The organism is Paenibacillus lacisediminis (assembly GCF_046567315.2).
Genome location: NZ_JBKIAX020000012.1, coordinates 1 through 23,827 on the forward strand (window position 1 = coordinate 1; position 23,827 = coordinate 23,827).

The 23,827-nt window shown below is 52.0% G+C and carries 17 protein-coding genes; 6 read left to right on the forward strand and 11 right to left on the reverse strand.

The features are described from left to right. The coding region (locus ACLD72_RS21370) for a transposase (protein WP_458476145.1) at positions 1 to 612 on the reverse strand (612 nt) is incomplete at its 3' end. Between the two features lie 463 nt (positions 613 to 1,075). On the opposite strand from ACLD72_RS21370, the gene ACLD72_RS21375 reads away from it, so the two are divergent. Both ACLD72_RS21375 and ACLD72_RS21380 read left to right on the forward strand, forming a co-directional pair. Beyond that, on the forward strand, positions 1,076 to 1,795 hold the full coding sequence (locus ACLD72_RS21375) for an ABC transporter ATP-binding protein (protein ID WP_411003592.1): 720 nt from the start codon (positions 1,076 to 1,078) through the stop codon (positions 1,793 to 1,795). Next, the gene (locus ACLD72_RS21380; RefSeq protein WP_411003591.1) at positions 1,792 to 2,523 is read left to right on the forward strand and encodes a hypothetical protein; all 732 of its coding nucleotides are present in this window, start codon (positions 1,792 to 1,794) and stop codon (positions 2,521 to 2,523) included. Before ACLD72_RS21375 ends, ACLD72_RS21380 begins: the two co-directional genes overlap by 4 nt. 81 nt (positions 2,524 to 2,604) lie before the next feature. Here the strand turns inward: ACLD72_RS21380 and ACLD72_RS21385 are convergent, their stop codons facing one another. Further along, the gene (locus ACLD72_RS21385; RefSeq protein WP_411003590.1) at positions 2,605 to 6,666 is read right to left on the reverse strand and encodes an S-layer homology domain-containing protein; all 4,062 of its coding nucleotides are present in this window, start codon (positions 6,664 to 6,666) and stop codon (positions 2,605 to 2,607) included. A 270-nt stretch (positions 6,667 to 6,936) separates the two neighbouring features. On the opposite strand from ACLD72_RS21385, the gene ACLD72_RS21390 reads away from it, so the two are divergent. Continuing rightward, a complete protein-coding gene (locus tag ACLD72_RS21390; protein WP_411003589.1) occupies positions 6,937 to 7,860 on the forward strand; it encodes a copper amine oxidase N-terminal domain-containing protein in 924 nt (307 codons plus the stop codon). Between the two features lie 56 nt (positions 7,861 to 7,916). Here the strand turns inward: ACLD72_RS21390 and ACLD72_RS21395 are convergent, their stop codons facing one another. Further along, complete coding sequence (locus ACLD72_RS21395) at positions 7,917 to 9,350, reverse strand: DHA2 family efflux MFS transporter permease subunit (protein ID WP_411003588.1); 1,434 nt, start codon at positions 9,348 to 9,350, stop codon at positions 7,917 to 7,919. A gap of 635 nt (positions 9,351 to 9,985) precedes the next feature. Between ACLD72_RS21395 and ACLD72_RS21400 the strand changes: the two genes are divergently transcribed. Continuing rightward, a complete protein-coding gene (locus ACLD72_RS21400) occupies positions 9,986 to 11,110 on the forward strand; it encodes an ankyrin repeat domain-containing protein (RefSeq protein ID WP_411003586.1) in 1,125 nt (374 codons plus the stop codon). A 60-nt stretch (positions 11,111 to 11,170) separates the two neighbouring features. Here ACLD72_RS21400 and ACLD72_RS21405 read toward each other — a convergent pair whose 3' ends face one another. Both ACLD72_RS21405 and ACLD72_RS21410 read right to left on the reverse strand, forming a co-directional pair. Next, positions 11,171 to 12,136, reverse strand: coding sequence for an aldo/keto reductase (locus tag ACLD72_RS21405; protein ID WP_411003595.1), 966 nt, complete (start codon positions 12,134 to 12,136; stop codon positions 11,171 to 11,173). Positions 12,137 to 12,255: 119 nt separating this feature from the next. Then, on the reverse strand, positions 12,256 to 13,098 hold the full coding sequence (locus ACLD72_RS21410; RefSeq protein WP_411003585.1) for a helix-turn-helix transcriptional regulator: 843 nt from the start codon (positions 13,096 to 13,098) through the stop codon (positions 12,256 to 12,258). A gap of 217 nt (positions 13,099 to 13,315) precedes the next feature. On the opposite strand from ACLD72_RS21410, the gene ACLD72_RS21415 reads away from it, so the two are divergent. Further along, positions 13,316 to 15,604, forward strand: a complete 2,289-nt coding sequence (locus ACLD72_RS21415) for a hypothetical protein (RefSeq protein WP_458476146.1) — start codon at positions 13,316 to 13,318, stop codon at positions 15,602 to 15,604. Positions 15,605 to 15,835: 231 nt separating this feature from the next. Further along, positions 15,836 to 16,105 (forward strand): CD3324 family protein, encoded by a 270-nt coding sequence (locus ACLD72_RS21420; RefSeq protein WP_411003582.1) that lies wholly within the window; start codon positions 15,836 to 15,838, stop codon positions 16,103 to 16,105. Between the two features lie 48 nt (positions 16,106 to 16,153). On the opposite strand, the gene ACLD72_RS21425 is transcribed toward ACLD72_RS21420, so the two are convergent. The 6 genes from ACLD72_RS21425 to ACLD72_RS21450 all read right to left on the reverse strand — a co-directional run bounded on the left by ACLD72_RS21425 (position 16,154) and on the right by ACLD72_RS21450 (position 23,824). Further along, a complete protein-coding gene (locus ACLD72_RS21425) occupies positions 16,154 to 17,125 on the reverse strand; it encodes an alpha/beta hydrolase (RefSeq protein WP_411003581.1) in 972 nt (323 codons plus the stop codon). A 190-nt stretch (positions 17,126 to 17,315) separates the two neighbouring features. Beyond that, the gene (locus tag ACLD72_RS21430; RefSeq protein WP_411003580.1) at positions 17,316 to 18,473 is read right to left on the reverse strand and encodes a glycoside hydrolase family 172 protein; all 1,158 of its coding nucleotides are present in this window, start codon (positions 18,471 to 18,473) and stop codon (positions 17,316 to 17,318) included. Positions 18,474 to 18,503: 30 nt separating this feature from the next. Then, on the reverse strand, positions 18,504 to 19,337 hold the full coding sequence (locus ACLD72_RS21435; RefSeq protein WP_411003579.1) for a carbohydrate ABC transporter permease: 834 nt from the start codon (positions 19,335 to 19,337) through the stop codon (positions 18,504 to 18,506). Then, positions 19,334 to 20,182, reverse strand: coding sequence for a carbohydrate ABC transporter permease (locus ACLD72_RS21440; RefSeq protein ID WP_411003594.1), 849 nt, complete (start codon positions 20,180 to 20,182; stop codon positions 19,334 to 19,336). Before ACLD72_RS21440 ends, ACLD72_RS21435 begins: the two co-directional genes overlap by 4 nt. A 131-nt stretch (positions 20,183 to 20,313) precedes the next feature. Beyond that, positions 20,314 to 21,729 (reverse strand): ABC transporter substrate-binding protein, encoded by a 1,416-nt coding sequence (locus ACLD72_RS21445; protein WP_411003578.1) that lies wholly within the window; start codon positions 21,727 to 21,729, stop codon positions 20,314 to 20,316. 313 nt (positions 21,730 to 22,042) lie between these two features. Beyond that, positions 22,043 to 23,824 carry a sensor histidine kinase gene (locus tag ACLD72_RS21450; protein ID WP_411003577.1) on the reverse strand — a complete coding sequence of 594 codons (1,782 nt, stop codon included), beginning with the start codon at positions 23,822 to 23,824 and terminating at the stop codon, positions 22,043 to 22,045. Between the last annotated feature and the right edge of the window lie 3 nt (positions 23,825 to 23,827).

Sequence of the window (23,827 nt, forward strand, 5' to 3'; positions counted from 1 at the left end):
ATCTACATGCCCGTTGATGAACGCAGCGAGTTCGTGACGGTTTGCCCTTTGTCCGTCTCCTCTTTTATGCGGCACCAGGCGGATTTTGACCTGCTCCGGCTCGCCCGACTCCGTGACCGTGCAGCCCGCTACGACCGCCGAGGCATACGGATGCGAAAGCTGACACCGGGACGGGTCACGCCCATACAGATCGCTGTTCACCTTCACGTCTCCGCTCAGCAGTTCCCGGGCATCGAACTCCCCGACGGCATGGCGTATTTTGTGCAGCATCAGCCAGGCGGTTTTGTAGGTGACCCGGGTCACCTGGCTCAGCCGCATCGCCGAGATGCCGCCCTCAAGCAGGAACAAATCCAGGGCCTCGAACCACTTGAGCAGGGGCAGATGTGTTCCTTCAAAAATCGTACCGACCAAAGCCGACGTTTGATGCTTGCACTTTCCGCATTCGAACAAGGGGATATGCCTGGAAGTCAGACGGCTGCACCGGGTGTGAGCGCAGCGCGGGCAGACAAAGCCGTTCGGCCACTTCATCGCGATCAGCGCCTCCATGCAGGACTGCTCGCTGTTAAAACGGCTGGTGAATGGTTGAAGTTCCGTTCCCGTATTGACCTCCATGTTCATTCGCCCCCGAATCAAGAATTTACGAACATACGTTCTATTTACTTTATTATACCAAACGTACGTTCCTTTTTCAAGCCAAAAATCTCACCTGAACCGCCTCATTTTTTCCTCCTCTCTTTTTCTTCTCTCTTTTTTGGGAACCCTTGCTCTAGCTCCCCCCACCCCCAGCTCCCTGAACGAAAGGTATAATCGTGCAAAGGCAAGCAGCAGGCAGGGACATCTAGAAATCAAGACACCAAGACACGGCAATGGAATGGATTGCTTCTTTACCCAGCTACATCAAGGCTTGACTGCCGATTTTTTGCCGCGAAAGTTGAATTATTATTTATTGCTTTCAAACTACTGAATGTCCAAAGAGCACTTCTAATGAACATATTCATTGCACCAGCAAATTCTTTTGTGGTAATTGTCTGTTATGGGGGATTATCAAATCAAAGGAATTGGGAGCGGAATGCAAATGGTGTACCCACAAAATGCCTCGGCTATTGAAAAATACGCTGTTCTCGTATCCGGAGTAGGCAAAACTTTGAATCACAGAAGGATCATTAATAACGTATCTTTGGCTGTTCCCTGCAACAGTATATACTCAATCATTGGTCCAAACGGAGCAGGCAAAACTACGTTGCTTCGCCTGATGAGCGGGTTGTTAACCTTGGATGAAGGTACAATCCGTTATGCTAATGATGAGCATCAAATTGCGGCGCTGCTGGAGAACGATTATTTATTCGAAGCCAAAACCGGACGAGAGAACATTCGCGATTTTGGCACCTACTTTTCGCTAGATCTTGGACAAACTTCTTCGGCGGTGGAACGTTACTCCTCCTTGTTGCAGTTGGACTCAGCGCTCGACAATAAGGTTGCTACCTACTCAAAGGGTATGAAAAGAAAGCTCTCCTTGCTGATTACATTGCTTAGAAATACACCGATTTTGCTGCTGGATGAGTTGACCTCCGGCGTTGATCCCGAATCCAGACGGGTGATGCGCAGCGTGTTGAGCCAACTGAAGGAAGAGGGCCGAACGGTCATCCTTACCTCGCACGATCTGGCCGAGGTTCAAAAGATCAGCGACTGGATTACAATCTTGAACGGTGGTACGGTTGTGGAAACTATCAATAATCAGGAGTTTAATGGAGATCTGGAGAACAGATTTTTTGCTGTTTTGGAGGAGATCAAATGATCGGCATTCACCCGATAAATAAACTCAATATCAGAGATGTTCTTAAAAGTCCTTCCTATTGGGCCATGCTCATCATCATGTTGGTTGTACCTTTTAATTCTATGCTGCAAATTCTGAAAACGAATTCCGGCCCGCTGGAATTTATCGTGATTTATATTTTTTTAATTTTGAATGTCTCCATCTACTTCTTTTTAAATATGCTCACCATCAGTCTAATTGTAATATCCGAAAAAAGCTCGGGGCGCTGTGAATATTACCTGGCTAACCAAGTGGATGTTCGCCGGCTTACCGGCATATACAGTCGTTCCTCCTATAGTTTAAACATCTTCCCCATCCTTTTGTTTGACACCCTTATAATAGGTTATGCTATTGCCAGCAACGAGACCGTGCTGCTCCATTTGTTCCAGGGTGTGTCTTTCGTTTGGTTTGCGGCAACATACCTTCTTTTTACATATCTCGTTACTAGTACATTGACCTTCATCTCCATGCTGTCTAAATCCCCAGAGCGGATTCGAACATATCTTTCGGTCAGTTCCGTTTTGTTTATTTTTGCCGCTACGCTTCCTGCTGCTTTAATTAAGAAACTTGGTTTCATTCCCAGTGGCGAAACAATTGTATGGTTTACCGGCAGCACCCTGCTTGTTCTGGCGATGATTTGTGCATCCGTACGCATGTTCCTGTCAAATAAGCTGAACAATGAGATCGTTATCTTGTCATATAAACAGTAGCTTTCAATTGAAAAAAGGTTCATGACGTTTCCGCAACGCCATGAACCTTTTTAACACTCAATTATCCATTCCGGGTGTTGCCTACTTCACATATTCCAGAAGCTTTACAACGAGCGTTACGGCTTCCGCCCGGGTGGCAACTTGCTTAGGAGCAAAGCGATTGTTGCCGACTCCGTCCACAAGTCCGGCATCAACGGCGGCCGCCACATACGGCGCAGCCCAGGCCGGTATATCCTTCGCATCGCTAAAGGCAAGCTTGGCTTGCGAAGCGGGACGGATCCCGCCGGCGCGGACAATCATCGCTGTCAGCTCCGCCCGGTTGAGCGGCTTATGCGGACCGAAAGAGCCGTCCTTGTAGCCGCTGATAATGCCTGCCTTCACGGCCTCAGCTACTGCATCCTTCGCCCATGAAGGAATTTTGCTTGCATCCGTAAATGAAAGCTGCGTGCCGTCCGCGTTCAGTTCGAATGCGCGTCCCAGCAAGGTAACGAATTCCGCACGCGTAACTTGTTGATTCGGCCGGAAGGTTTCGTCGCCGTAGCCGTTCACGAAGCCTGCCGCCACGGCCTGATCAATGGCCGTTTTTGCCCAATGCTCTTGAATATCCTTAAGCACCGGTGGATACTCAATGCCCGATCCGGTACCCGGATTGCTTCCGGGCTTCGCTCCTGCATCTGCCCCACTATCCGGATTTGTCCCATTCCCTGAATCCGCATCTTTCTCCAAGCCCGCTCCTGATCCGCTTCCCGAGCCGGGACTCGAAACCGGGTTATTCCCTTTTCCTGAACCGGAATTTCCCGAACCCGAATTCCCCGAACCAGGGTTTGGCGTTGTGGCATCCTTCTTCACGATGCCGAATTGATCAATAATAAATGGCTGCGCTCCATTCAGGTTCTGATCAATTTCATACGTAACGGCTGTCAGCTTGCCGCCGTCAATCGAAATGCCGACGAAATTTTGCACCTGACTGCGTTTCGGACGCCGGTTATCTTTCGGATCGGGGCCGTATTTGGCCGCATGATTTTCTTCCGCACGTTCGAACAAGCTGTAATACGCATCCCCAAGATCGGGGCTTGGGTTTTTATAATAAACCTTGGGACCTGCGGTAGCCGGGATCAAATAGATCGTACCGTCCGGGTTTACCGAGTATTCCAGCTTCTCCCCATTCAGCATTTCCGTAATTTTGACAGGCCCTGTTGCTTTACCATCCGCTTTGATCGGTTTAGTACGCGCATAAATATGATCATGACCCTGCAAAACAAGATCGATATCCAGTTCCGCCATGATCGGGGCAATTTTGTTGCGCACACCATTCGCGCCCATAATATCGGAATCCGTTGCATGATTCGAAGTGGTGTACGGACCTTTGTGAATATTCACGATTATCCACTGAGCTCCGGCCTTTTTGGCTTGCTGAACATCTTGTTTGAGCCACTCTACTTGCTCTACCGAGAAATTATCATACGTATCCGAATTCTCGTTGGAATTCAAAATAACGAAATGCGTTTTGCTGTAATCGTATGAATAATACGCGCCGGTCTCGGTTGCCGAGTTTTCCGGAACCTGCAAATTAAAGTGCTCAATAAACGCGTAGTTCTCATCCTCGTGATTGCCCGCGGAAGGCGCTAGCGTCGTATGAAGCAAGCTTTCCTGCGAGTGTCCAAGCAGCCAATTCCACTGTTCTTCCTTGACGCCTGTATCGACAATATCGCCATTGTGCACGACAAATTGCGCTTCCGGCACGGCAGCCAAAGCTTTGGCCAGCGTCTCGGAGGAAAGAACTGCTTCCTCCTCATCCTTCGCCTGCGTGTCGGCCAGATCGATAAACGCGAACGCGCCCTTCTCCGGTGCGGTCCGGAAGGTTCCCGTTTCGCTCCAAACGCCAAGCGCCGCATCGCCTACCCGGAAATAATAGGAGGTACCTGGCTTGAGTCCTGCTGCCTCCGCTTTATGCACAAGTTCTGCCGGCGAATTTGTGGAAGATGCGGAGCGCCCTTGGAACGAGATCGCCTTCGTAAAATCAGGGGCGGCGGCGGACTTCTCCACAACCTGAAGATCGCTGCCGGTTACCCGCTGGGAAGTATACCAGGTGAAGCCCTTGGAGGTTGTGGCATCGCCGTGGAACGTAACCGTCACTTTGCTCACTTTTTCCGGAACAGGATTCGGCTTCGTCTCCTTCATAATCCCAAACTGATCCACAATGAACGGCTGTGCGTTGTTTTGATGCTGATCGATTTCGTACGTCACGGCCGTCAGCTTGCCGCCGTCAACTGAAATGCCAACAAAGTTCTGAACCTGGCCTCTGGCTAAGCTGGTGGTATCTCCGTACTTGCGGGCATGGTTCTCTTCCGCGCGCTCGAACAAATTGAAATACGCCTCACCCAGCGCCGGCTTCGTGTTCTTGAAATACACCTTGGCGCCTGCGGTAGCGGGAATCAGGTAGATCGTTCCATCCGGTTTGACCGCATATTCGATACTCTGGCCATTCAGCGTCTCGGTAATTTTAATAGCATCTTCTGCGGTTCCGTCTTGTTTGATCGGCTTCGCCCGGGCATAGATGTGGTCATGGCCCTGCAACACCAGATCAATCCCAAGCTCGTTCATCAGCGGAGCGATTTTGTTTCTTACCCCGTTCGCGCCGATGATGTCGCTGTCGGTTGCGTGATTTGAAGTCGTATACGGACCTTTATGGATATTGACGATGATCCATTCCGCTCCCGCCGCCTTCGCTTGCTCTACATCCTGTTTCATCCAGGCTACTTGCGCTTCGGAGAAGTCGGCGTATTCCGCCGAATTCTCATTGGAGTTGAGCACGAGGAAATGCGCATTGCTGTAATCGTATGAGTAATACGCGCCGGTAATCGTCGTTGCGTTGTCCGGCTGTTTTACATTGAAATGCTCGTAGAAGGCATAATTGTCGTCCTCATGATTGCCTGCGGCCGGCACAATCGTTGTATTCAAAAGACTAGGCTGCGAATGGCCCAACAGCCAGTTCCATTCCTGCTCCGCTGTGCCATGCTCCACCACGTCCCCGTTATGAACGACAAATTTAGCGTCAGGGATGGTGGCAAGCGCCTTGGACAAGGTGGCTGCGGACAGCATGGCCTCGCTTTCGTCTTTGGCTTGCGTGTCCGTCAAATCAATGAATGTAAAAGCTCCGTCCTCCGGCGCTGTCCGAAAGCTGCCCGTTTCGCTCCAGAGGTTCAAGCTGGCATCGCCGACTCTGAAATAGTAGGAGGTATCCGCCGCTAAACCTGTCGCCTCCGCTTTATGAACATGCTCTCCCGGGGAATTGGAAGAGACGGAAGTACGTCCGCTAAATGTTTGGGCCTGACTGAAATCCGGCGCTCCCCCGCGATTTTCCACCACCTGCACATCGCTCTGGGAGGAATCGAGCGGCGTATACCATGTAAATCCTTTCGCACTTGTAGCATCACCGTAGAAAGTTACGGTCACCTTGCTGATTTCAAGCACCGGAGCTTGAACTAACGCTTTCAGCTCCATATCGAAATAGAGGTCCGAACTGCTGTCGCTTTGTTGATGAACCTCGACCGCAATTTCGTTGTCGCCGTCCTTCAAATAGGACTTCAGCGGTGTGGTCAAATCCACATCTTCATACAATACGGGAAGATCTTGGCTTGAGGTGGCTTTGGTAGAATACGTGATCTCGCCTGCCGGCATACCGAAACGAACCACCTCATGTCCGTTCACATAAACAACGGCCCCATCGTCTATGGCGAATGTGCCGAGCAGTTGACCGTACCCGTCGATCTCATCCTTATTGACTTGCAGATGCGTACGGAAATATGTGGTGCGATGCTTGAGACTTTTATCCGGACCATAGGTAACCTCCGTATTGGGCGGTCCAAAGGTAGAGGTTTCAATACCGCTGCCGTTATCCTTGTATCCAAAAGGAGCAAACCCCGATTCCCAAGAGGAATCATCGTACGTGGCTCTCCATACGGACATTAAATCTTGACCCTGATCAAAATATTTCCACTCGCTGTTTCGCTGCAGCAGAATCAAGGGTTCGTCTGGCTCGTCTTGCGCGGCCGCTTCGGCTACGGGCAAGGCTCCGAATCCTGCCCATAAACCAAACGTCAGCGCTGTACATAACAACATGGATAATAGCTTTCTAGACACGTAGTTGATCATCTCCTTCGATTTTGTTGGATATGTACCCACACTCCAAACAGGTTTAACATAACAAAAGGAGATTAATCGCTTGTCATCCCAGCGTAAAACTTATGTAAAAATGATTGCACCATTTATCGCATGTAAAAAAAATTTCTTTTTTGCACATGACGCCTCCTTGGCTATTAGGGAAATTCTTCCTCCCCTATTAAAGCCGCCTATGTTATATTTAAGAGAATAGTCCTATGATTTTGAAACCAATTACATAAAGGAGATGTCATGAAAAAAATAGTTTACTTAACGCTTACGGGGTTCCTCGCTGCATTTATCGGTCTTTTCGCTTTCACAGCCCCAACTTCAGCCGCCGCACCTGCTTCTTACATGCTTTATGTGGACGGCAAAGTTTCGTCGGCCAAATTCCCGACGGTTGTAGAAAAAAATGTCACCCTCATTCCGTTGAAACCGGTGCTTACCGATCTAGGTTATAACACGACCGTCGATAGCAAGGCGAAGGCTATTACGGCCAAAAATGCAGACGGCTCTTCTATCACCGTCAAGACGGGAAGCAAAAAAGCTCAAATCAACGGGGCCGATGTTACTCTGCCCGCCGTGGTCAAGACGTTGAAAGGAACTACGTATATCCCTTTATCGGCCATCAAGCAGTTAACCGGAAAATCGATCGGACTGGACGCCTCTCAAGGAATCGCCTGGATCGGGGAAAAGCCGGCGGAAACCGTCGCTACTCCGCCATGGGGAGCGACCCCGGAGCAAATGAAGGCGGTCTTCAGCCATAAGCAGCTGATCGAGGAAGGGCAAGAGGGCGATATTTATATCCTATGGTACCAGGAAGCACCCGATTACACAGATGAAATGTACGTGTTTTATAAAAACAAACTGGCCAAATGGATGTATAACCCGCAAATTCCCAGCTATAACGAAGACGAGTTACTCAGTTTTTACGAAGGTATGGTCGCTAGTGTAGTTGACAAATATGGGGAACCGGAAACCAATATCGCTGCTGCCGATAAGAACAATCAGCCAATACCTCTGGCCAACGGAGGTTACCTCATGAGCGAGTGGAATCTGGGAAGCACAAAAATCACTCTCTTTTTAAAACCAGCGGACACCGGATACGTTATAAGCATGCAATTTGTGGATTCGTCGGTGGAAACAAAAGTCGATGCCGCCTTGGATGCGATTTAATCAAAATAAAAACGCTGCTGACATCCATTTGTCAGCAGCGTTTTTTTATTTATCGCTTAATTCGACGGATGGACCGCCCCGTGCGACACGATAACGCGGCGGATAAACAGCGCCATCACCAACCCGATCAGCGTCACGATCATGGCGAATTGGAACACGCCGTGCGAGCCGAATGTCATCGCTTTCGCCACCTCGGTGACTTCGGTCGGGGCCGCGGACGCGCCGAGATAACGCTCCATGCCGTGCGTCAGGATGCTGATCGCAACGGCGGTGCCGACCGCGCCCGCCACCTGCTGCAGCGTGTTCATCACCGCGGTGCCGTGCGGGTACAGCTCCGGCGGCAGCTGGTTGAGGCCATTCGTCTGCGCCGGCATGAACACCATCGAGATGCCGATCATCAGGCAAATATGCAGCGCAACGATGAAGAACACCGATGTTACCGGAGTAACGCCGGAGAAAAACCATAACGCGGCCGCCACAACGGCAAGTCCGGGCAGGACGAGCCACTTCGGACCGTACTTGTCGAACAGCTTGCCCATCCGCGGCGACAGGAAGCCGTTCAGCGCGCTGCCCGGCAGCAGCATTAGGCCGGCGGCAAATGGCGACAGCTTCATGCCCTGCTGCAAGTACATCGGCAAAACAATCATGCTGGACAAGATGATCATCATACAGGTGAGCACCAGCAGCAGCCCGACGATAAACATTGGGTACTTAAACACGCGCAAATTCATCATCGGCTCGCGCATGAGCAACTGACGCAGCACGAACAGCACAAGGGCAGCGAGACCAACGGCGACCGATGCGATGACGACCGGACTTGTCCATCCCGCGTCTCCTTCCCCCGCCTTGCTGAAGCCAAACACGACGCCTCCAAAGCCAAGCGTTGACAGGATGACGGATAGCAGGTCGATGCGCGGTTTCGTCACTTCGGTGACGTTTTCCAGGTACTTCAGACCAACGAGCAAGCCGAGCACCAGGAACGGCAACGACAGCCAGAAGATGAAATGCCAAGTCAAATATTCAATCAAAAGCCCCGCCACGGTCGGCCCGGTCGCCGGCGCAAACATGATCACGAGACCGACGAAGCCCATCGCCGCGCCGCGTTTTTCCGGCGGATAAACGACCAGAATCGTATTGAACATCAGCGGAATCAAAAGGCCCATGCCGATCGCCTGCAGGACGCGCGCGGCCATCAGCATCTCGAAATTGAATGCAAGCGCGGCGATCAAGGTGCCGATGATCGAGCTCGTCACCGAGCCGACGAACAGCTGCCGCGTCGTGAACCATTGCAGCAGCAAACCGGACAGCGGCATGAGAATACCTAAAGTCAGCAGAAAGCCCGTCGTCAACCACTGCGCCGTCGCCGCCGAAATTTGGAACACTTCCATCAGATTGCTGATGGCGATGTTGAGCGCCGTCTCGCTGAACATGCCGATAAAACCGCAGATAAGCAGGGACGCCATAATGGCGCGTGTATTATACTGCTTCATAACTCCTCCTCTTCACTATCCGTAGGTGTCAATAACACGAGGAGTTTTTGTGCCCCCGCTATCTGCTTATTATACATGAAATGCGCAGGTGACATTTCTTATGGATTGCGGAATTAGAGCAGTTTTGCGCTAACGGTTGTAATCGCCGCTATTTGGCCGAAAAGGCAGGGGTTCAAGTTTTAACGGTTGTAGACGCGCTTATTGGGCTGAAAAAGGCTCGAATCCACAGAAAAAGCACTAGCGTTGCATTAACTTTTGCTCAAGGTTTCTTTACAAGCGTTGGCTTTCGAATCGATACTGTCCGCCCGCCGGAAATCTAACGGCTGCAGCAGCGGTTATTTGCCGAAAAAAGACCTTTTCTAAATTCTAACGGTTGCGAGCGCCGTTATTTGCCTGAATCCAAGCAAAAATTATCGGTTTTCAGCGAAATAAGCTCCATGGCAACCGTTAGAATATTGGTGTGCCCAGAAAATGTATTTTTGAGGATCGTATACACTTTAAATCCCTCTGCTTTCCCTCCGAGCAACTCTGTCTTATTCACTATACCGAACTTTTTTCCTAGCCTCTATATAAAATGAAGCCAAAAATGCCGACATGGTATAGGTAGAAAAATAGAATGCTGGAGTGAGACTACCATGAAACAGTTACTGGGAATAGGTGGCGTATTGCTGATCGCCGGCATGCTGCTGGGGGCGTGCGGCCGGGCGGATGTGCCCGGGAATAAAGCTCAGGCGGACGAAGATGCCGCGCTGAAGACAAATTTCAATGCCGCGTCTTCCGATACTAAAAAGCCTGCCGAAACTAAAGAACCAATCGCTGCTCAAGAAAAATGCGAGTCTTTTTATCCGCAAGGCGGAGGGACGGCCGATACCGATATCGTGTTGGATGACGAGGGGCCAACAGTCATACTAAAGGCCGAGGACGGCACTCGAACGGAATACGGGATATCCGGTGCGGCAATGAACGCAAGCGTGGAAGCTTTGAAGAAGCTTAAGGCCTGCGGGGTGAACTTGAATACGCCGGACGAACAAGGAGAAACGGCCTTGATGTTGGCCGTTGGAAACAAACCGTTTGCATCTGATAGTCAGGAAGCGGCAAAGTATGACCAAGCTGTGGATTATTTGCTGGAGGAGAAGGTGAATGTAAATGCCAAATCGAAAGCCGGCAAAACCGCCTACACGGTCGCTTATGTCAACCGGGATCAACGAAATGTAGAGAGATTGGAGCCCTATGCAACCAGTGAAGAACGCGCTACGGCAAAATTGTACACCGAGCTCGACAAATTGACCCTAGAAGAGGTAACTAGGTTGGTAGAGCAGGATCGCGCCGACGTGAATGCGGGATTCGGCCAACTGGAATATCCGTCCATTTTCGTTGCCGTGGAGCATGGCCGGACGGATATCGCGGCCTATCTGATCGGGCACGGAGCCGATTTGTCCCTGCGGCCGGGCGACGAAGGCGGGATATCGATCCTCCATTATGCGGTGTCATTTGGAAACCTGCCGCTAACCAAGCTGCTGCTGGAAGGAGATTACGGCTTTGATGCCAATGAGACGGATGGCTTGGGAATTCCCCTGTTATCCCGGGCCGTAAGCCAGTCGGATTATGAGATGGCAGGCTATCTGATTGAGCAAGGGGCCGAAGCTAACGTGACGTATTGGGATTTTGGCGAAGAGCTTACGATTCTGCAAGATGTCGACGAAGAAAATCCGGACGGACTTAAAATCAAACAACTGCTGATCGAACATGGCGCCAAATAAAGGAATGACAGCCGCTTCGCAAATCTAAAGCAGACTTGCGAAGCGGCTGTCTCGCATTTATCAAGATTGCAAAAATGACGGGTAACGCGCTCCCGCCGCAGCCCCTTTCGGCGAAATGCGTTCGATTTCCGCCAGTTCCTCTGCGCTAAGGGTTACCTCCAGGGCACCGAGATTTTCCCGAACTCGGTCCAGCCGCTTCGTACCGGGAATCGGCACGATCTGCTCTCCCTGCGCAAGCAGCCAGGCGAGCGCCAGTTGAGACGCCGTACAGCCTTTGCTTGCGGCAAACTTTTCGATGAGAGCCACGACCTCCAGGTTTTTATTGAAGTTTTCGCCCTGAAATCTCGGGTAATAGCGGCGATAATCATCCTCGGGCAGATCGTCGAAGGAGCGGATTTGTCCGGTCAGGAACCCGCGGCCAAGCGGACTGTACGGAACAAAACCGATGCCGAGTTCACGCAAAACGGGCAGCACCTCATCCTCCACTTCGCGGCTCCAAAGCGAATATTCCGTTTCCACCGCAGTAAGCGGATGCACCGCATGCGCGCGGCGAATCTGGTCGGCCGTCGCTTCCGACAAACCGATATAGCGTACCTTGCCGGCCTGAACCAGCTCCGCCATAGCGCCCACCGTCTCCTCAATCGGCGTATTCGGATCAATGCGGTGCTGGTAATACAGGTCGATATAATCGACGCCAAGTCCCAGCAGGCTCGCGTCTACCGATTTTTTTACATAGGCGGGGTGTCCGTGTGCTTTCAGATCCGGCGATACAATGCCAAATTTGGTCGCAATTACGGCCTTGTCCCGGCGTCCTTTCAAGGCGCGGCCAACCAGCCGCTCATTGCCGCCGAACTTTCCCTTCATAAATTCCTCGCCGTAAATATCCGCCGTATCGAACATCGTAACGCCAAGATCAAGCGCGCCGTGTATGGTACGAACCGACTCTTCGTTGTCCGGCATCATCATCGTGCCCAGGCCAAGGGCCGACACTTCAAGCCCAAGGCTTCCGAGTTTCCTTTGTGTTATCGTATTTCCCAGCTTAATCCCCTCTTTTCCGCAACTTTAAAAATGGATCGTTAAAACATGATCTTATTCTAAAACGCGGTTCAAAGCGCAGCCACAGTACGCTTTTACTGGTAATGGCATTAACAGGCTGACACCGGGGTATAAATGCAAAGGTGCAGATCAGGATGATCCGTCATAAACGATAGCGAATTGATATCGTAAGCAAAAACTTGATTTTCGTTAGATCCACGGTAAAAAGCCCGGATTACTTTTTTCACTTCCACATGATGCAGCTGCCAAAGGGCCGCAAATTCAGCGCTTTCCCTAGATAGCTCGGCTACGAACTGCGCGAACCACGGGTCATGCGCGTATTTGTCATAGGAGGTGCGGAAAATGGCAACCGAATGCACCGCCATTTCTTCCCAGTTGATCAGGCTCTTCCGCATCTCCGGATCGGTGAACAGCAGGGTCATCATATTCCGCTGTCCCTGCGGCCGCGCCAAAAAGTCCGCTAGGCGTTCATCGACCGCACGGTTCCAGACCAGCAGTTCGGCCCGATCATTGCTGATAAAGCAAGGGAAAGCCATCGCGCCTACGATCTCTCTCCACTGCGGTTTTACTTCCGTCGTAATCGTCGTCACCGCTTCAGGCTCGTTGGCATTCCACAGCTCAAGCAAATGCAGATGCTCGTCCCGGTTCAGCTGAAGCGCCTTGCCGATGCTTTCGATCACATCCCGGGATACGGCAACTTCCCTTCCCTGCTCCAGCCACGTGTAATAGGTTGCGCTAACGCCCGCCAAAATCGCGACCTCTTCACGCCGCAAGCCCGGTGTCCGGCGCTTGCCGTGCGATCTTGGCAAGCCCGCCTGTTCCGGCTGCAGCCGGGCCCGGCGCGATTTCAAATAATCGCCCAGCGTTTTGGCGCGGGTGCTGTTCAAGTCCGTTCTTACGAGATTACCGTTAATCCCGTTTTGGTCGAGCATGGGATCCACCTCTTTCTCTTGACTTGGTTCTTAAACCAAATTGTATCATGGCTTTATGCACCGACAACAGCGTTAAGGAGAAGGAGGTCACGATGAAAGCGCTATAAAAAATCCCATTTTCAAAAAATTCTCCTATATCCTAAGCTCTCCCCTTCTTAAATAATGAAGGAAGCGCTGCAGAACGCTAATTTTGGAAGTGCAAAGGAGAATGCAGATCATGCCGCAATCGTTTCAATCCATCAGCGAAGCTTTGGCGCAGCCCAAAAGCCGTTACTTTGGCGTCGTCTACGAGAACGGGCAGTTTGCCGCAAATGACGAGTTGAGTTTTTTTGGGCGCAAGCTGCCCGACCCTGAACTGACTTTCGACATTTCCAATAACAAAACACTCGTCAACGTGAACATGAACGGTTCGATCAAATACGTTACCGTTTATAACGGACAATACGCCAGCGATAATATTCCGGGTGTATGGATGTGCAAAGACTTCCGCCAAACGGGACCATACGCTTTTGCGTTGAAGCTGGGTGAACAGCGGGTTGACCTGGGCCGGGACGATCTTCCTTACGCCACCTCGCTGCTCGATAATTTGTTCCCCATTACCGAATACCGGCTCGGAGACGTAAAGGCAACGCTGCTCACCTACGCCCCCATCTCCGCCGACGGTACGGCGCGCTTACGGGGAGCGGTTTACGGCCTGCATGTGGAAAACCGGTCCGGGCAGGATGTGGATGGCGAAGTGACACTGCCGCGCCCGGATACCGAAGAGGACCGGTTATTTACCGGGCCGGACCTCTGCATTCATCCTTTGGAAATGGATGATTGGAACGCAGCTAGCGGAGCAGTTTCCTTTCATCTTGCTCCAGGGCAAAGCATCTGGGTTCCGACGGTGATTTGCCCTCCCGGGGAAGAGACGCTCCGGCTTGTCGGCGAGAAAGGTACGCTCTATTGGCTTAATGAGACCTGGGCGTATTTCCGCAGCATGTTTGGTCGGCTTGAGCTGAGAGACGACCCGTTCGCGGCGGAATTCCATGAACGGGCGTTGCTGCAATGCTTTGGCTCGATCGCCATGGATCGCCGAGGCGCTGTCATCGGAGCGAACTGGGGTACGTATCCGACGATGGAGTTCACCTGGAACAAAGATATGTACTATTCCTTCCTCCCCTTTCATACAGCCGAACCGAAGCTGTTCAAGCAAGGTATGTTGTGGTTTCTGGAACACGGGGTACGTCCGCCCGGCAACCGCTATCCCGGCGGCGTTTCCCACTCGCTTAGCAACTCCCTGTCTTCCGTAGTCATGGCCGGTCTTTACTACCGAACTACTGGGGATAAGCGGTTTTTCCTGGACCATCCGGATATCGATTTAAGCATTCGCAGGCTGTTGAAGGAGACGCTTCGGACCCGCAAGCAAGACGGCCCATGGTTGTTTCCCTCGGTTTGGCTGTCGGACGCCTATTCGCTCGGCGATTATCATACAGGCTCAAACGTCGTGGCCTGGGCTGCTTTCTACCATTACGCCCGCATCGTCGGCGAGGTGTTCGGGGATACGGAAACCGCCAAGCAATACCAGACTATCGCCGCGCGGATCAAGGAGGATTTGCAGCGGATCAATACGGTGGAGGGCCCTTTTGGCCTTCAGTATACGGAAGGAACGAGTTCCGGGAGTAATGCATTAAAAGACGACGCGAGCAGATACGCTGGGGATTACGCGGATTTCGGCATGCAGTTCATCGGCCATTTGACGAAAGGCGGCTCCATCGACTTGTTCCATCATGACGGAGAGGAATCGGATACGATTCTCATGCCGCTGTACGGATATGCCGCCTATGACGATCCGGCGTACCGGCATTATATGCAATTTTCGCTAAGCCCCCACAATCCGACCTATAATCCGGAATCCAGAGGCATTCAGTGGGGCGATCACGCCGCCTGCACATTTCCCGGTTATATGAGCGGCCTGGGCATGATTACGGACTTCGCCGCCATGTCCGGGAAGGACGGCTATTTTACGCAAATCCGCAAGCTGACCGACGCCGATGGCTCGCTCTGGTGGTGGCCTTATCTTAACGGCGCCCGGTACGGGGATGTGGTCCGGCACCACAACTGCGGCAAATGCGGCTGGGCGTCAGGGGTATTTTCCGGTTTGTTCGTCTCGCAAATTCTGGGGATGGCCTATGATGCTCCCGCGCGCCGCTTGTCTTTTCGCCCTCTTCGCGCCGCCGGCTCCTTCGCCTGGGATGGCATCAGGCTCGGCAGCGGCGTGTTTAACCTATCCTATCGCCAGGAGGGGAACGTTGCGGAAGCGATCGCGGCCAACTTCGGCGCCCAGGCGGTGACCGTGCTAGTGGAGCTTCCCTGCGAACAAGCCGCGAGCGCCCAGGCGTTCGTAAACGGCAAGCCGGCTAACGGAAGCGTAGAAAAAGGCTATCACAACGGCAGCGAGACCGTCATTTTTCAAGACACGCTGCTGCCGGAGGAAAGCAAATCCTTTATCATTATCCTCAGATAATAAGATGATTTGCGGCACGGATTTTTGCTATAATGACAATATTAAGGGAGGTGCTTACCATTGGAGAATCTCTTAAGATTGTCCGCTACTTTGTCCACTCATGCAAAGCCTGTTATTAGGAAGGCGATACTTTGCATGGGGCGAAACAACTAGTTCATCGCCGAACAAGCTTTTCTAATATTTTGGCTTTGCACCTTATTTTTTAGAAAACTAAAATAAGGGGCGGGCAAAATGAAATATACGAATGCAACGAAAGTTTTACCCGAAAAGCTGATCGTAGAGATCCAAAAATATGTCCAAGGGGAAACTCTTTACATCCCCAAGCAGACAACAGAATATAAACATTGGGGTAGTTTAAGCGGCGGAAGACGGATGCTGGACCGCCGAAATGCCGCCATCAGAGCTGCTTTTAGGAATGGCTGCCGTATCGAACGGCTAGCGGACGAATATTACCTTTCAACGGAAACGATTAAAAAAATTGTTTACTCGCATAAAAAATAACAAAAAGCACTGGTGAAAATGTTGTTCATCAGTGCTTTTCATATTATATCAAAGTAAATTCAAAGCTTTCAGCAGGGCGTATTCGCTTGATTCGGCACCTTCTTTGGAAAAATGCGCATCTGGAAACATCGGGGACAAATGATGGTACCCGGGATAGACATACAATTCCGTTAAGACTCCATCAAAGACAAGTTGTTTTGCAAAAAGCAAGGCCTCCTCGATAAATAAATCAATAGTACCTATATTTATATAGGTGGGGGGTAATCCGGCCAACGATTTTGCACGTGCAGGCACGTAGTATTCGCTTACCTCCTCCTGCCCCGGTTCATGCCCCAACACCGATTTCCAGCCAAAATAATTGCTTTGTTGGGTCCAAACGAACTCACCCGCATACGGATGCTCCGGCCCAATACTCGTGCGGTCATCCAGCATCGGCCGCAATAATCTTAGATGATGGACCTCGAATTCCTTCCGATCGCGAATGTATAAGGCTAGACCGGCAGCCAAGCCGGCGCCGGCGCTGCTGCCGCCAAGGGCGACTTTTTGCGTATCGATTCCTAATTCCTCCGCGCGTTCAACACACCATTTCAGCCCTGAATAGCAATCCTGCAATTGACTTGGCTGAACATGCTCAGGCGCTAATCGGTAATAAACGGACACACAACAAAAACCATGCTGTGCGGCCAGCGCCGCGTTCCCCGGACGATCCCCGACCGGACTCCCTAAAACCATGCCCCCGCCATGAATCGAATAATATAACGGCATTTTAGGATACTTTGGCTGGATTGGCTTAATGATTTCTATTTGAATATCCGGACCGCCAAAATAACTTGGCACCGCCTTTTTTTCAAACGTAACCGGGAACATCTGCGTTACATCCAGTTGCCGCATCATTTGCGCTTGATTCTTTCGCGACTCCATTAGCGTAGATGCAGTGAGATTGGTTGTCGGGATTAAATCAATCGCGCTAATAATCTCCGGATCAACCAGATGTCTGCTTCTGCTTGTTTTCTCTTTCATAGTTAATGACTCCCCGCTTTCCTTGCTTTTCAGACACTCCTATTTTAAAACGTGCACAAAGCATCCAAAATATCAACATTGACTTAGAATCATTTTTGCCATACAAAACACGGAAAGCTCTTTGACCCCAGCGAAAAAACAGCGGCAAGTCGGGAATTTCCCGGCTTGCCGCTGCTTTTAACTGTTTAACTTAGAACGTGCGGTAGAACAACCTGGCGCTTTCCTTCTCCGGAATCGGCAGGCGCTGCGAGACGGGCAGCATCTGCGGAAAAGCCTTATGCGGCTCGCGCTGATACCAGTAGGCGACCGACGCATAGTCGTTCGATTGGGAGTTTCCGTGCCCGTGCTCGATGCTGAAGCGCAGTGACTTGCGAAAGATAACGGGATCGACGATATGAAAGCGGTATTGCGTCATTTTGCCGGAATAATCGTTAAACGAAATCGTGTTGCTCTCTTTCCAGGCATCGCCGTTTTCCCGGATCGGCGCGTACAGCGACAGGCCGTGATATGGAGCATCATATTTTCCGGCGGGATAACCCCAAGCGGCGCAGAAGTAATCTTCCGTTCCCGTCCCGTGCAGGCGGGGCGGCCACGGTTCGCCATCGATAAAGAACATATCGTCCCCCTCCCCCGGCCAACTAAAGCCCGGCATCGGATTGAGGTGGTCGATGCTTAAGTTGCAGCCCACATAGTGACCTTCGCCCACCGCATCCAGCAGCACGTAATTGTCGTCTCCGGTCAGATTTTTCAGCTCATATACTTTCTGGTCGGCATAATTGGCCTTGTCCTGCTGATCGTGTTCCACTTTCAGCGCGGCCAAGTCCACCAATCCCTGCGTCGGATTCTCCCTGCGCCACGAAGCGTGAAAATAAAAGCTGTCGTCCGGCACCTCTTTTTCCACATAGTCCACGTAAAAGTACAAGACCATCTCGTCCTCGCACTCATTGACAATTTCGATCCGGGCTCCCTTGCGGAACGGCATTTCAAAAAAGCAGTTCATCGCCGCTTTATCTTCGATCACACCCTGGGTCGTGATCATATTGAGCGGCGCGGACACATAGTGGCTGGCCACACCATGCCCGACCCCGAAAAAGTCACCGACCGGTGAGTCCACGCTTGGTTCCTGTTCGTCATCCCAAAACATGCGGATCAATACTTTGCGGAACGCGTATTTGTTTTTGGCCGCGATGGTCATCCAAATATGCTGAATCACGCCCGAACCGGCGATTTCCGCAATCGCCGCCGTTTGCCCGGCCCCAATCACAATGAAGTCCCTGTTGCCTCCCGTTTGATCCCAACTCGACAGCCGCCGGGATGTCCCTTCCTTACGCAAATATAACTGGTTCATTTCGCTTCCTCCCACTCATTTAAAATCAAATCAAGCCTTAATCCCCGTTAACGTAATCCCTTCGATGAAATATCGCTGCCCGATGAAAAATACGATAATCGCCGGCAGCAGTACCACGGTGGCCGCCGCCATCATCAGATGCCACTCCGCCGAATACATGCCTTTGAACTGCTGCAGACCGAGAGCAAGCGTATATTTGGTTTCGTCGTTCAAATAAACGAGCGGACCGAGAAAATCGTTCCACGCCGCCAAAAACGAAAACAAACCTACGACAATCAGCGCGGGTTTGGTGAGCGGCAGGATGATCGACCAGAATATCCGCAAATGGCCGGCACCGTCCACGTAAGCCGCTTCATCCAGATCCCGGGGGATGCTGAGGTAGAACTGGCGCAGCAGAAAAATGTTGAACGCGCCGCCGCCAAACCACGCCGGAGCGATCAGCGGGATAAAGGAATTGGTTAACCCCACTTTGCTCCAGCCGATAAACGTCGGGATCAAGGTGACCGCGTACGGCAGCATCATGCTGGACAGCAGCAGGCCGAACACCAGGTTCCTGCCTTTCCAGGTCATCCGCGCGAAGCTGTAAGCACTGATCGAGCTGGTCACGACCACGCCCAGCACCGAAAAGACGACGATGATCGCGGTGTTCACGAAATACCGGCCAAAAGGCAGGATGGTCAGCGCCTCACCGTAATTGGAAAATTGCACGGGGTTTGGAATCCACACCGGCGGCAGCTCGAAAATTTGCCCCATATTCATCAGCGAACTGCGGACGAGCCACACCAGCGGCAGCAGGCTAAAGATTCCCCCGGCCGCCAGCACCAGGTAGATTAGTCCTTTTTCAAACCAAGCCTTGGCTCTCATCGCGCGCCATCCCCCTCGTAATAAACCCACTTGTTCGAAGTTCTGAACACGACGTAGGTCAAAATCATAATGATGGCGAACAGCACCCAGGCGATCGCGCTGGCACTCCCCATCCGCGAGAACTGAAACGCTTCCCTATACAAATAGAACACATAGAACAAGCTGGCGTTATTAGGCCCGCCGTTCGTCATAACATAAGCCTGCGAGAACACTTGAAAGCCGTTGATGATGCCCATGATCAGGTTGAAAAAAATCGTCGGCGTCATCAGCGGGATCGTAATATGCCGCAGCTTATCGAGCCGCGTTCCGCCGTCCATCTCGATCGCTTCGTACAGCGATCTGGGAATGTCCTGCAGACCCGCCAGAAAAATAATCATCGTCCCGCCCGTCGTCCACAGATTCATTAAAGCCAGGGAGGGCACGACCGTTTTCTCGCCGAAAATCCATTGGCTTCCCGGCAGGCCCAGCGAGCGAAGCAATTCGTTGGCGAGGCCGAGATCGGGATTGAGCAGCCACAGCCAAATAAACGAGATTGCGATGATCGGCACGATCGACGGCAAATAAAAGATCGTGCGGAAGACCGCTTTCCCTTTCACGTTCTGATTCAGAAGTATCGCCAGCAAGAAGGAGTAGATGATACCGGTTGGTACGCTAAGGACCACGAAATAAAAAGTAACGGCCAGCGACTTGTAAAAATATTGATCCTCGCCGCTGAACATTCGTCTATAATTGTCGAGACCCGTAAAGGTCGGCGAATTCGATCCGGTGTAGTCGGTAAAGCTCATATACAGGCTGTAAAGCATCGGGCCCAGCGTGAAGATCAGCAGGCCCAGAATCGCCGGCATGGCAAACAGCCAGCCGTAAAGGTCTCTTCGGTTTGCGCGCACAAGCAAGTCCCCCTCCGTCGAAACGCTTCCGAAGTCCGCCGCCGCTAGCAACGTGCTTTACGGCGACGGCGCTTCGGGGCAGCGCTTCGTTATTTCAAGTAGGTGCCCTGTACCAGCGGCTTCACTTTCGTCTCTACTTCTTTCATCGCCGCTTCGGCCGTTTTCTCGCCAAGCCACACCTGATCGAGCGCGGCCGATACCGCGGCGTCGATTTCCACGAAGTTTTTGACGTTGTTTTCCGGCGACGGCTCGGCATGTTCATAGGTGGAGCGCATCACGGCATCCTGGAAGCCGGCCGGTCTTCCGGGCAGCTCCTCATTAGCCCACTCATCGATCAGCTGCGGATCCTCGTACCATTTATTGAGCTGCGGCATCCACAAACCTTGGTGCAAGTCGAGTACGTTTTGCGGATCGGTAAGGAATTTGGAGAACTCCCACGCCTCCTTAGGGTGCTGCGAACTTTTGAAGATGATCAGGGAACCGCCAAGGAAAAACGTTTTGTAGTCCTTGATGACCGGAAGAACGCCGACGCCCCAGTTAATGTTGGTTTTGCTTAAATCGAGGTGGTTCCAGCTGCCGTCGATGACCATCGCCACTTTTTTGGACTGCAGCGCGGTCGCCGGAGCGGGAATGCTGCTGGCCTGCACCGGCGATGGCGAGACGTGGTGCACGTTAATTAAATCGGCTATTCTCTGCAGCGCTTCGGTCGCCTCCGGTTTGGACAACCCGAATTCCTTGCCATCCGCCGTCAGATAATCCCCGCCGTTTGAGAGCACCATCGGCATATAAGACGACCAGCCGAGGCTGAGTTTAACGCCGTATTGCTTGATGTTCTTCGGATCGAAGCCCGGATCGTCCGGATGCTTGCCGTTCCGGTCGAGCGTCAGCTTTTTGGCCGCGTCCACGAATTCATCCCAGGTCCACGCTTCTTCCGCTTTTGTAGGCGGAAGCTCCACTCCCGCTTCCTTGAACATATCCGCGTTGTACATCAGAGAGGGAACCACGGACGCCTGATACGGCCCGGCGCTTTTATCCTTGTCCCAGTTCCACCAGGCATACTCCAGGTAATCCTCTTTTTTGATGCTCGGATCTTCTTTCATTAAATCGAAGAAGTTGTAGATCAGACCCTCCTCGCCCATTTTCAGCTTCCAGGCGGCCGAATAGCTAATATCCGGCGCTTCATTGCCGGCGACCATGGCATTGAGCTTTTGCAGAAAATCCGTGCCCGGAATGTGGACCGGGTTGATGGTGATGTTCGGATGCTTCTGCTCAAAGGCTTTGATCGCCGATTCCACCGCTTTCTTTTCCTCCGGACTGCCCCAGAATGTGAACTTCAGCGTTACTTTTTCTCCGTTTTTCCCGCCGTCCGCTTTGGTGTCCTCGCTGCCTTGTTCTCCCTGGTTCGCTTGCGAACCGCTTCCCCCCGTTCCGCAAGCGGTTACAAATAACGCCAAAATGGTTAGGAAAACAAACATCACCTTTAATTTGCCGGATTTTGCTTTCATGTGCTGATCCCCCCGCTTAGAAATGTAAGCGCTGCAGTCGCTTGTTCTTATTGTAGAATCGCCGCTCCCGTAAGCCTATGGGACGTTTTTTCGTTTCCTGGACGATTTTTCGATCAATCCGTTTTCTTTAAGTGCAAGTTCAAAAAGTCGGGTTTCCAGGACCGAGAAGGTTGGATGAAGCTAGGGACTGAGGAGCGCAGCGTACGTATTGGGTACGTGAGCACCGGAAGGCCCGGCTGAATTCAAGATTCGACGTCGATTCCGCTCCCTGAAACTACTTCGTCATGGGAAGACGACTTTTTGAACATCCTCTTTAAGGCTTTCGGTACGGGATAACCAGCTTTACCCGCGTCCCCAACTCCGGAACGGATTCGATGCCGATGCCGTAACGGCTGCCGTAAAGCAGCTTGACCCGCTTATCGACGTTTTTGATCCCGATGTTGGCGGAGTTTTCCGCCAGCACCTCCTTGAGGCGCTCCGGCGTGATCCCGCAGCCGTTGTCCTCCACGCAGAACTCAATATCGTCCCCCTGCCGGCGCCCGTAGATCGTAATCAATCCGCCGCTCTCCATATCCCCGAACCCGTGAATGATCGCATTTTCCACCAGCGGTTGCAGAAACAGCTTCGGCACGCTGGCTTCGATCAGCTCCGGCTCGATGTCGAAGTCGACCCGGAAACGGTGTTCGTAACGGTTGGACATGATGACGATATAATCCTTTAGCCAGCCGATATCCGCGGAAAGCGGCATCGAATCCTTGCGGTTATCCGTCGTATAGTGCAGCATGCGCGACAAGCTGACCAGCATTTTGCTCACCTGCTCCTTCTCCCCGTACACGGCCATCCAGTTGATGATATTCAGCGTATTGTACAGAAAATGGGGGTTAAGCTGGACATTAAGCGCCATGATTTCCGTTTCGCGCTCCCTTAGTTTGACGACATAATTTTCTTCGATCAGCCGCTTCACTTTCTCGTTCATGCTGTTGAACTTCATCAGCACATGCCCCAGCTCGTCTTTCCCTTCCACCTTGATTTTGGCGTTGAAATCGCCGCCCCCGACCCGCTTGATCGCAAGCAGCAGCTTGCTGACCGGCGAAGAAATCCGCATGGAAATCAAATAGGCAAACAACAGCGAAAGCAGCAGCAGCGAAGCGCCCAACGTGATGATAAAAAAGGTGATCGTTTGTCCGATATCCTTCGTCAGCGCGCCGGGAGGAATCAGCACGACCGAGGTCCAGCCCGTGGTCCCGGATACCGCGTAACAGGCGATCATCCGTTTTCCGTCCACCGTAACGTAGGAAGCTCCGCTGCCGCGGCTCCGCACTTCGGCCAGCCAGGGAATGGACAGCTTGTGTCCGACGAGCTCCGTTTTTGCATGGGAAATGATCGTGCCGTCTTGGCTAGCCACCAAAAATACCGCGCCTTCAATCGGAACGCTATCCCGGAAAATATCGGCATAGACGCCGTCCCGGAAATTCATCACGAGAATCGGCTTCTCCGTCCCTTCCCCGGCCCGCACGATCGCGTCATTACGAACACAGGAAGGATTCATCTGCCGGACGGCGGAAAATAAATAGCGGTAATCGATGTCGGCGCCGGCCAAATCCGGCAATTGGTGCATCCGGCTGTACTCATAGGTTGGAATCCAGGCCAGACGCCCCTTTTGCTCCGCCGCCTGCTTGTACAGCTCGGAATCGTAAAAATGATCCGGCGGGTACGTATTGCGCGCCTTGCTTCCGTAAACGAAAGCATGGGTCACGAGCTCCACCGAATACAGATCCCGGGATTGCGCAAAATAGCGACTCAAAATTTGCGTAACCCGTTTATTCGTCTGCAGCAGTTCTCTTTCGGCCGGGGCGGGGCCGTTGAAAATTTGAAACAAGTCGCATTCCACCATCAAGGAGAGGCTGTCGTCCTCGATGATTTTCAGCCGTTCGTCGATGATTTGGTTGTTTTTTTGCACGATTTCCGTCACGTTATCCCGGGCCAGCTTAAGCATGATATTTTTGCTTGCATAAAAGGCTCCCGTTCCCAGGGTGGCGAGGGGCAGCGTAATCAGTACGATGTAGGATAAGATCAGCTTGTTTTTCAGTCTCATGGC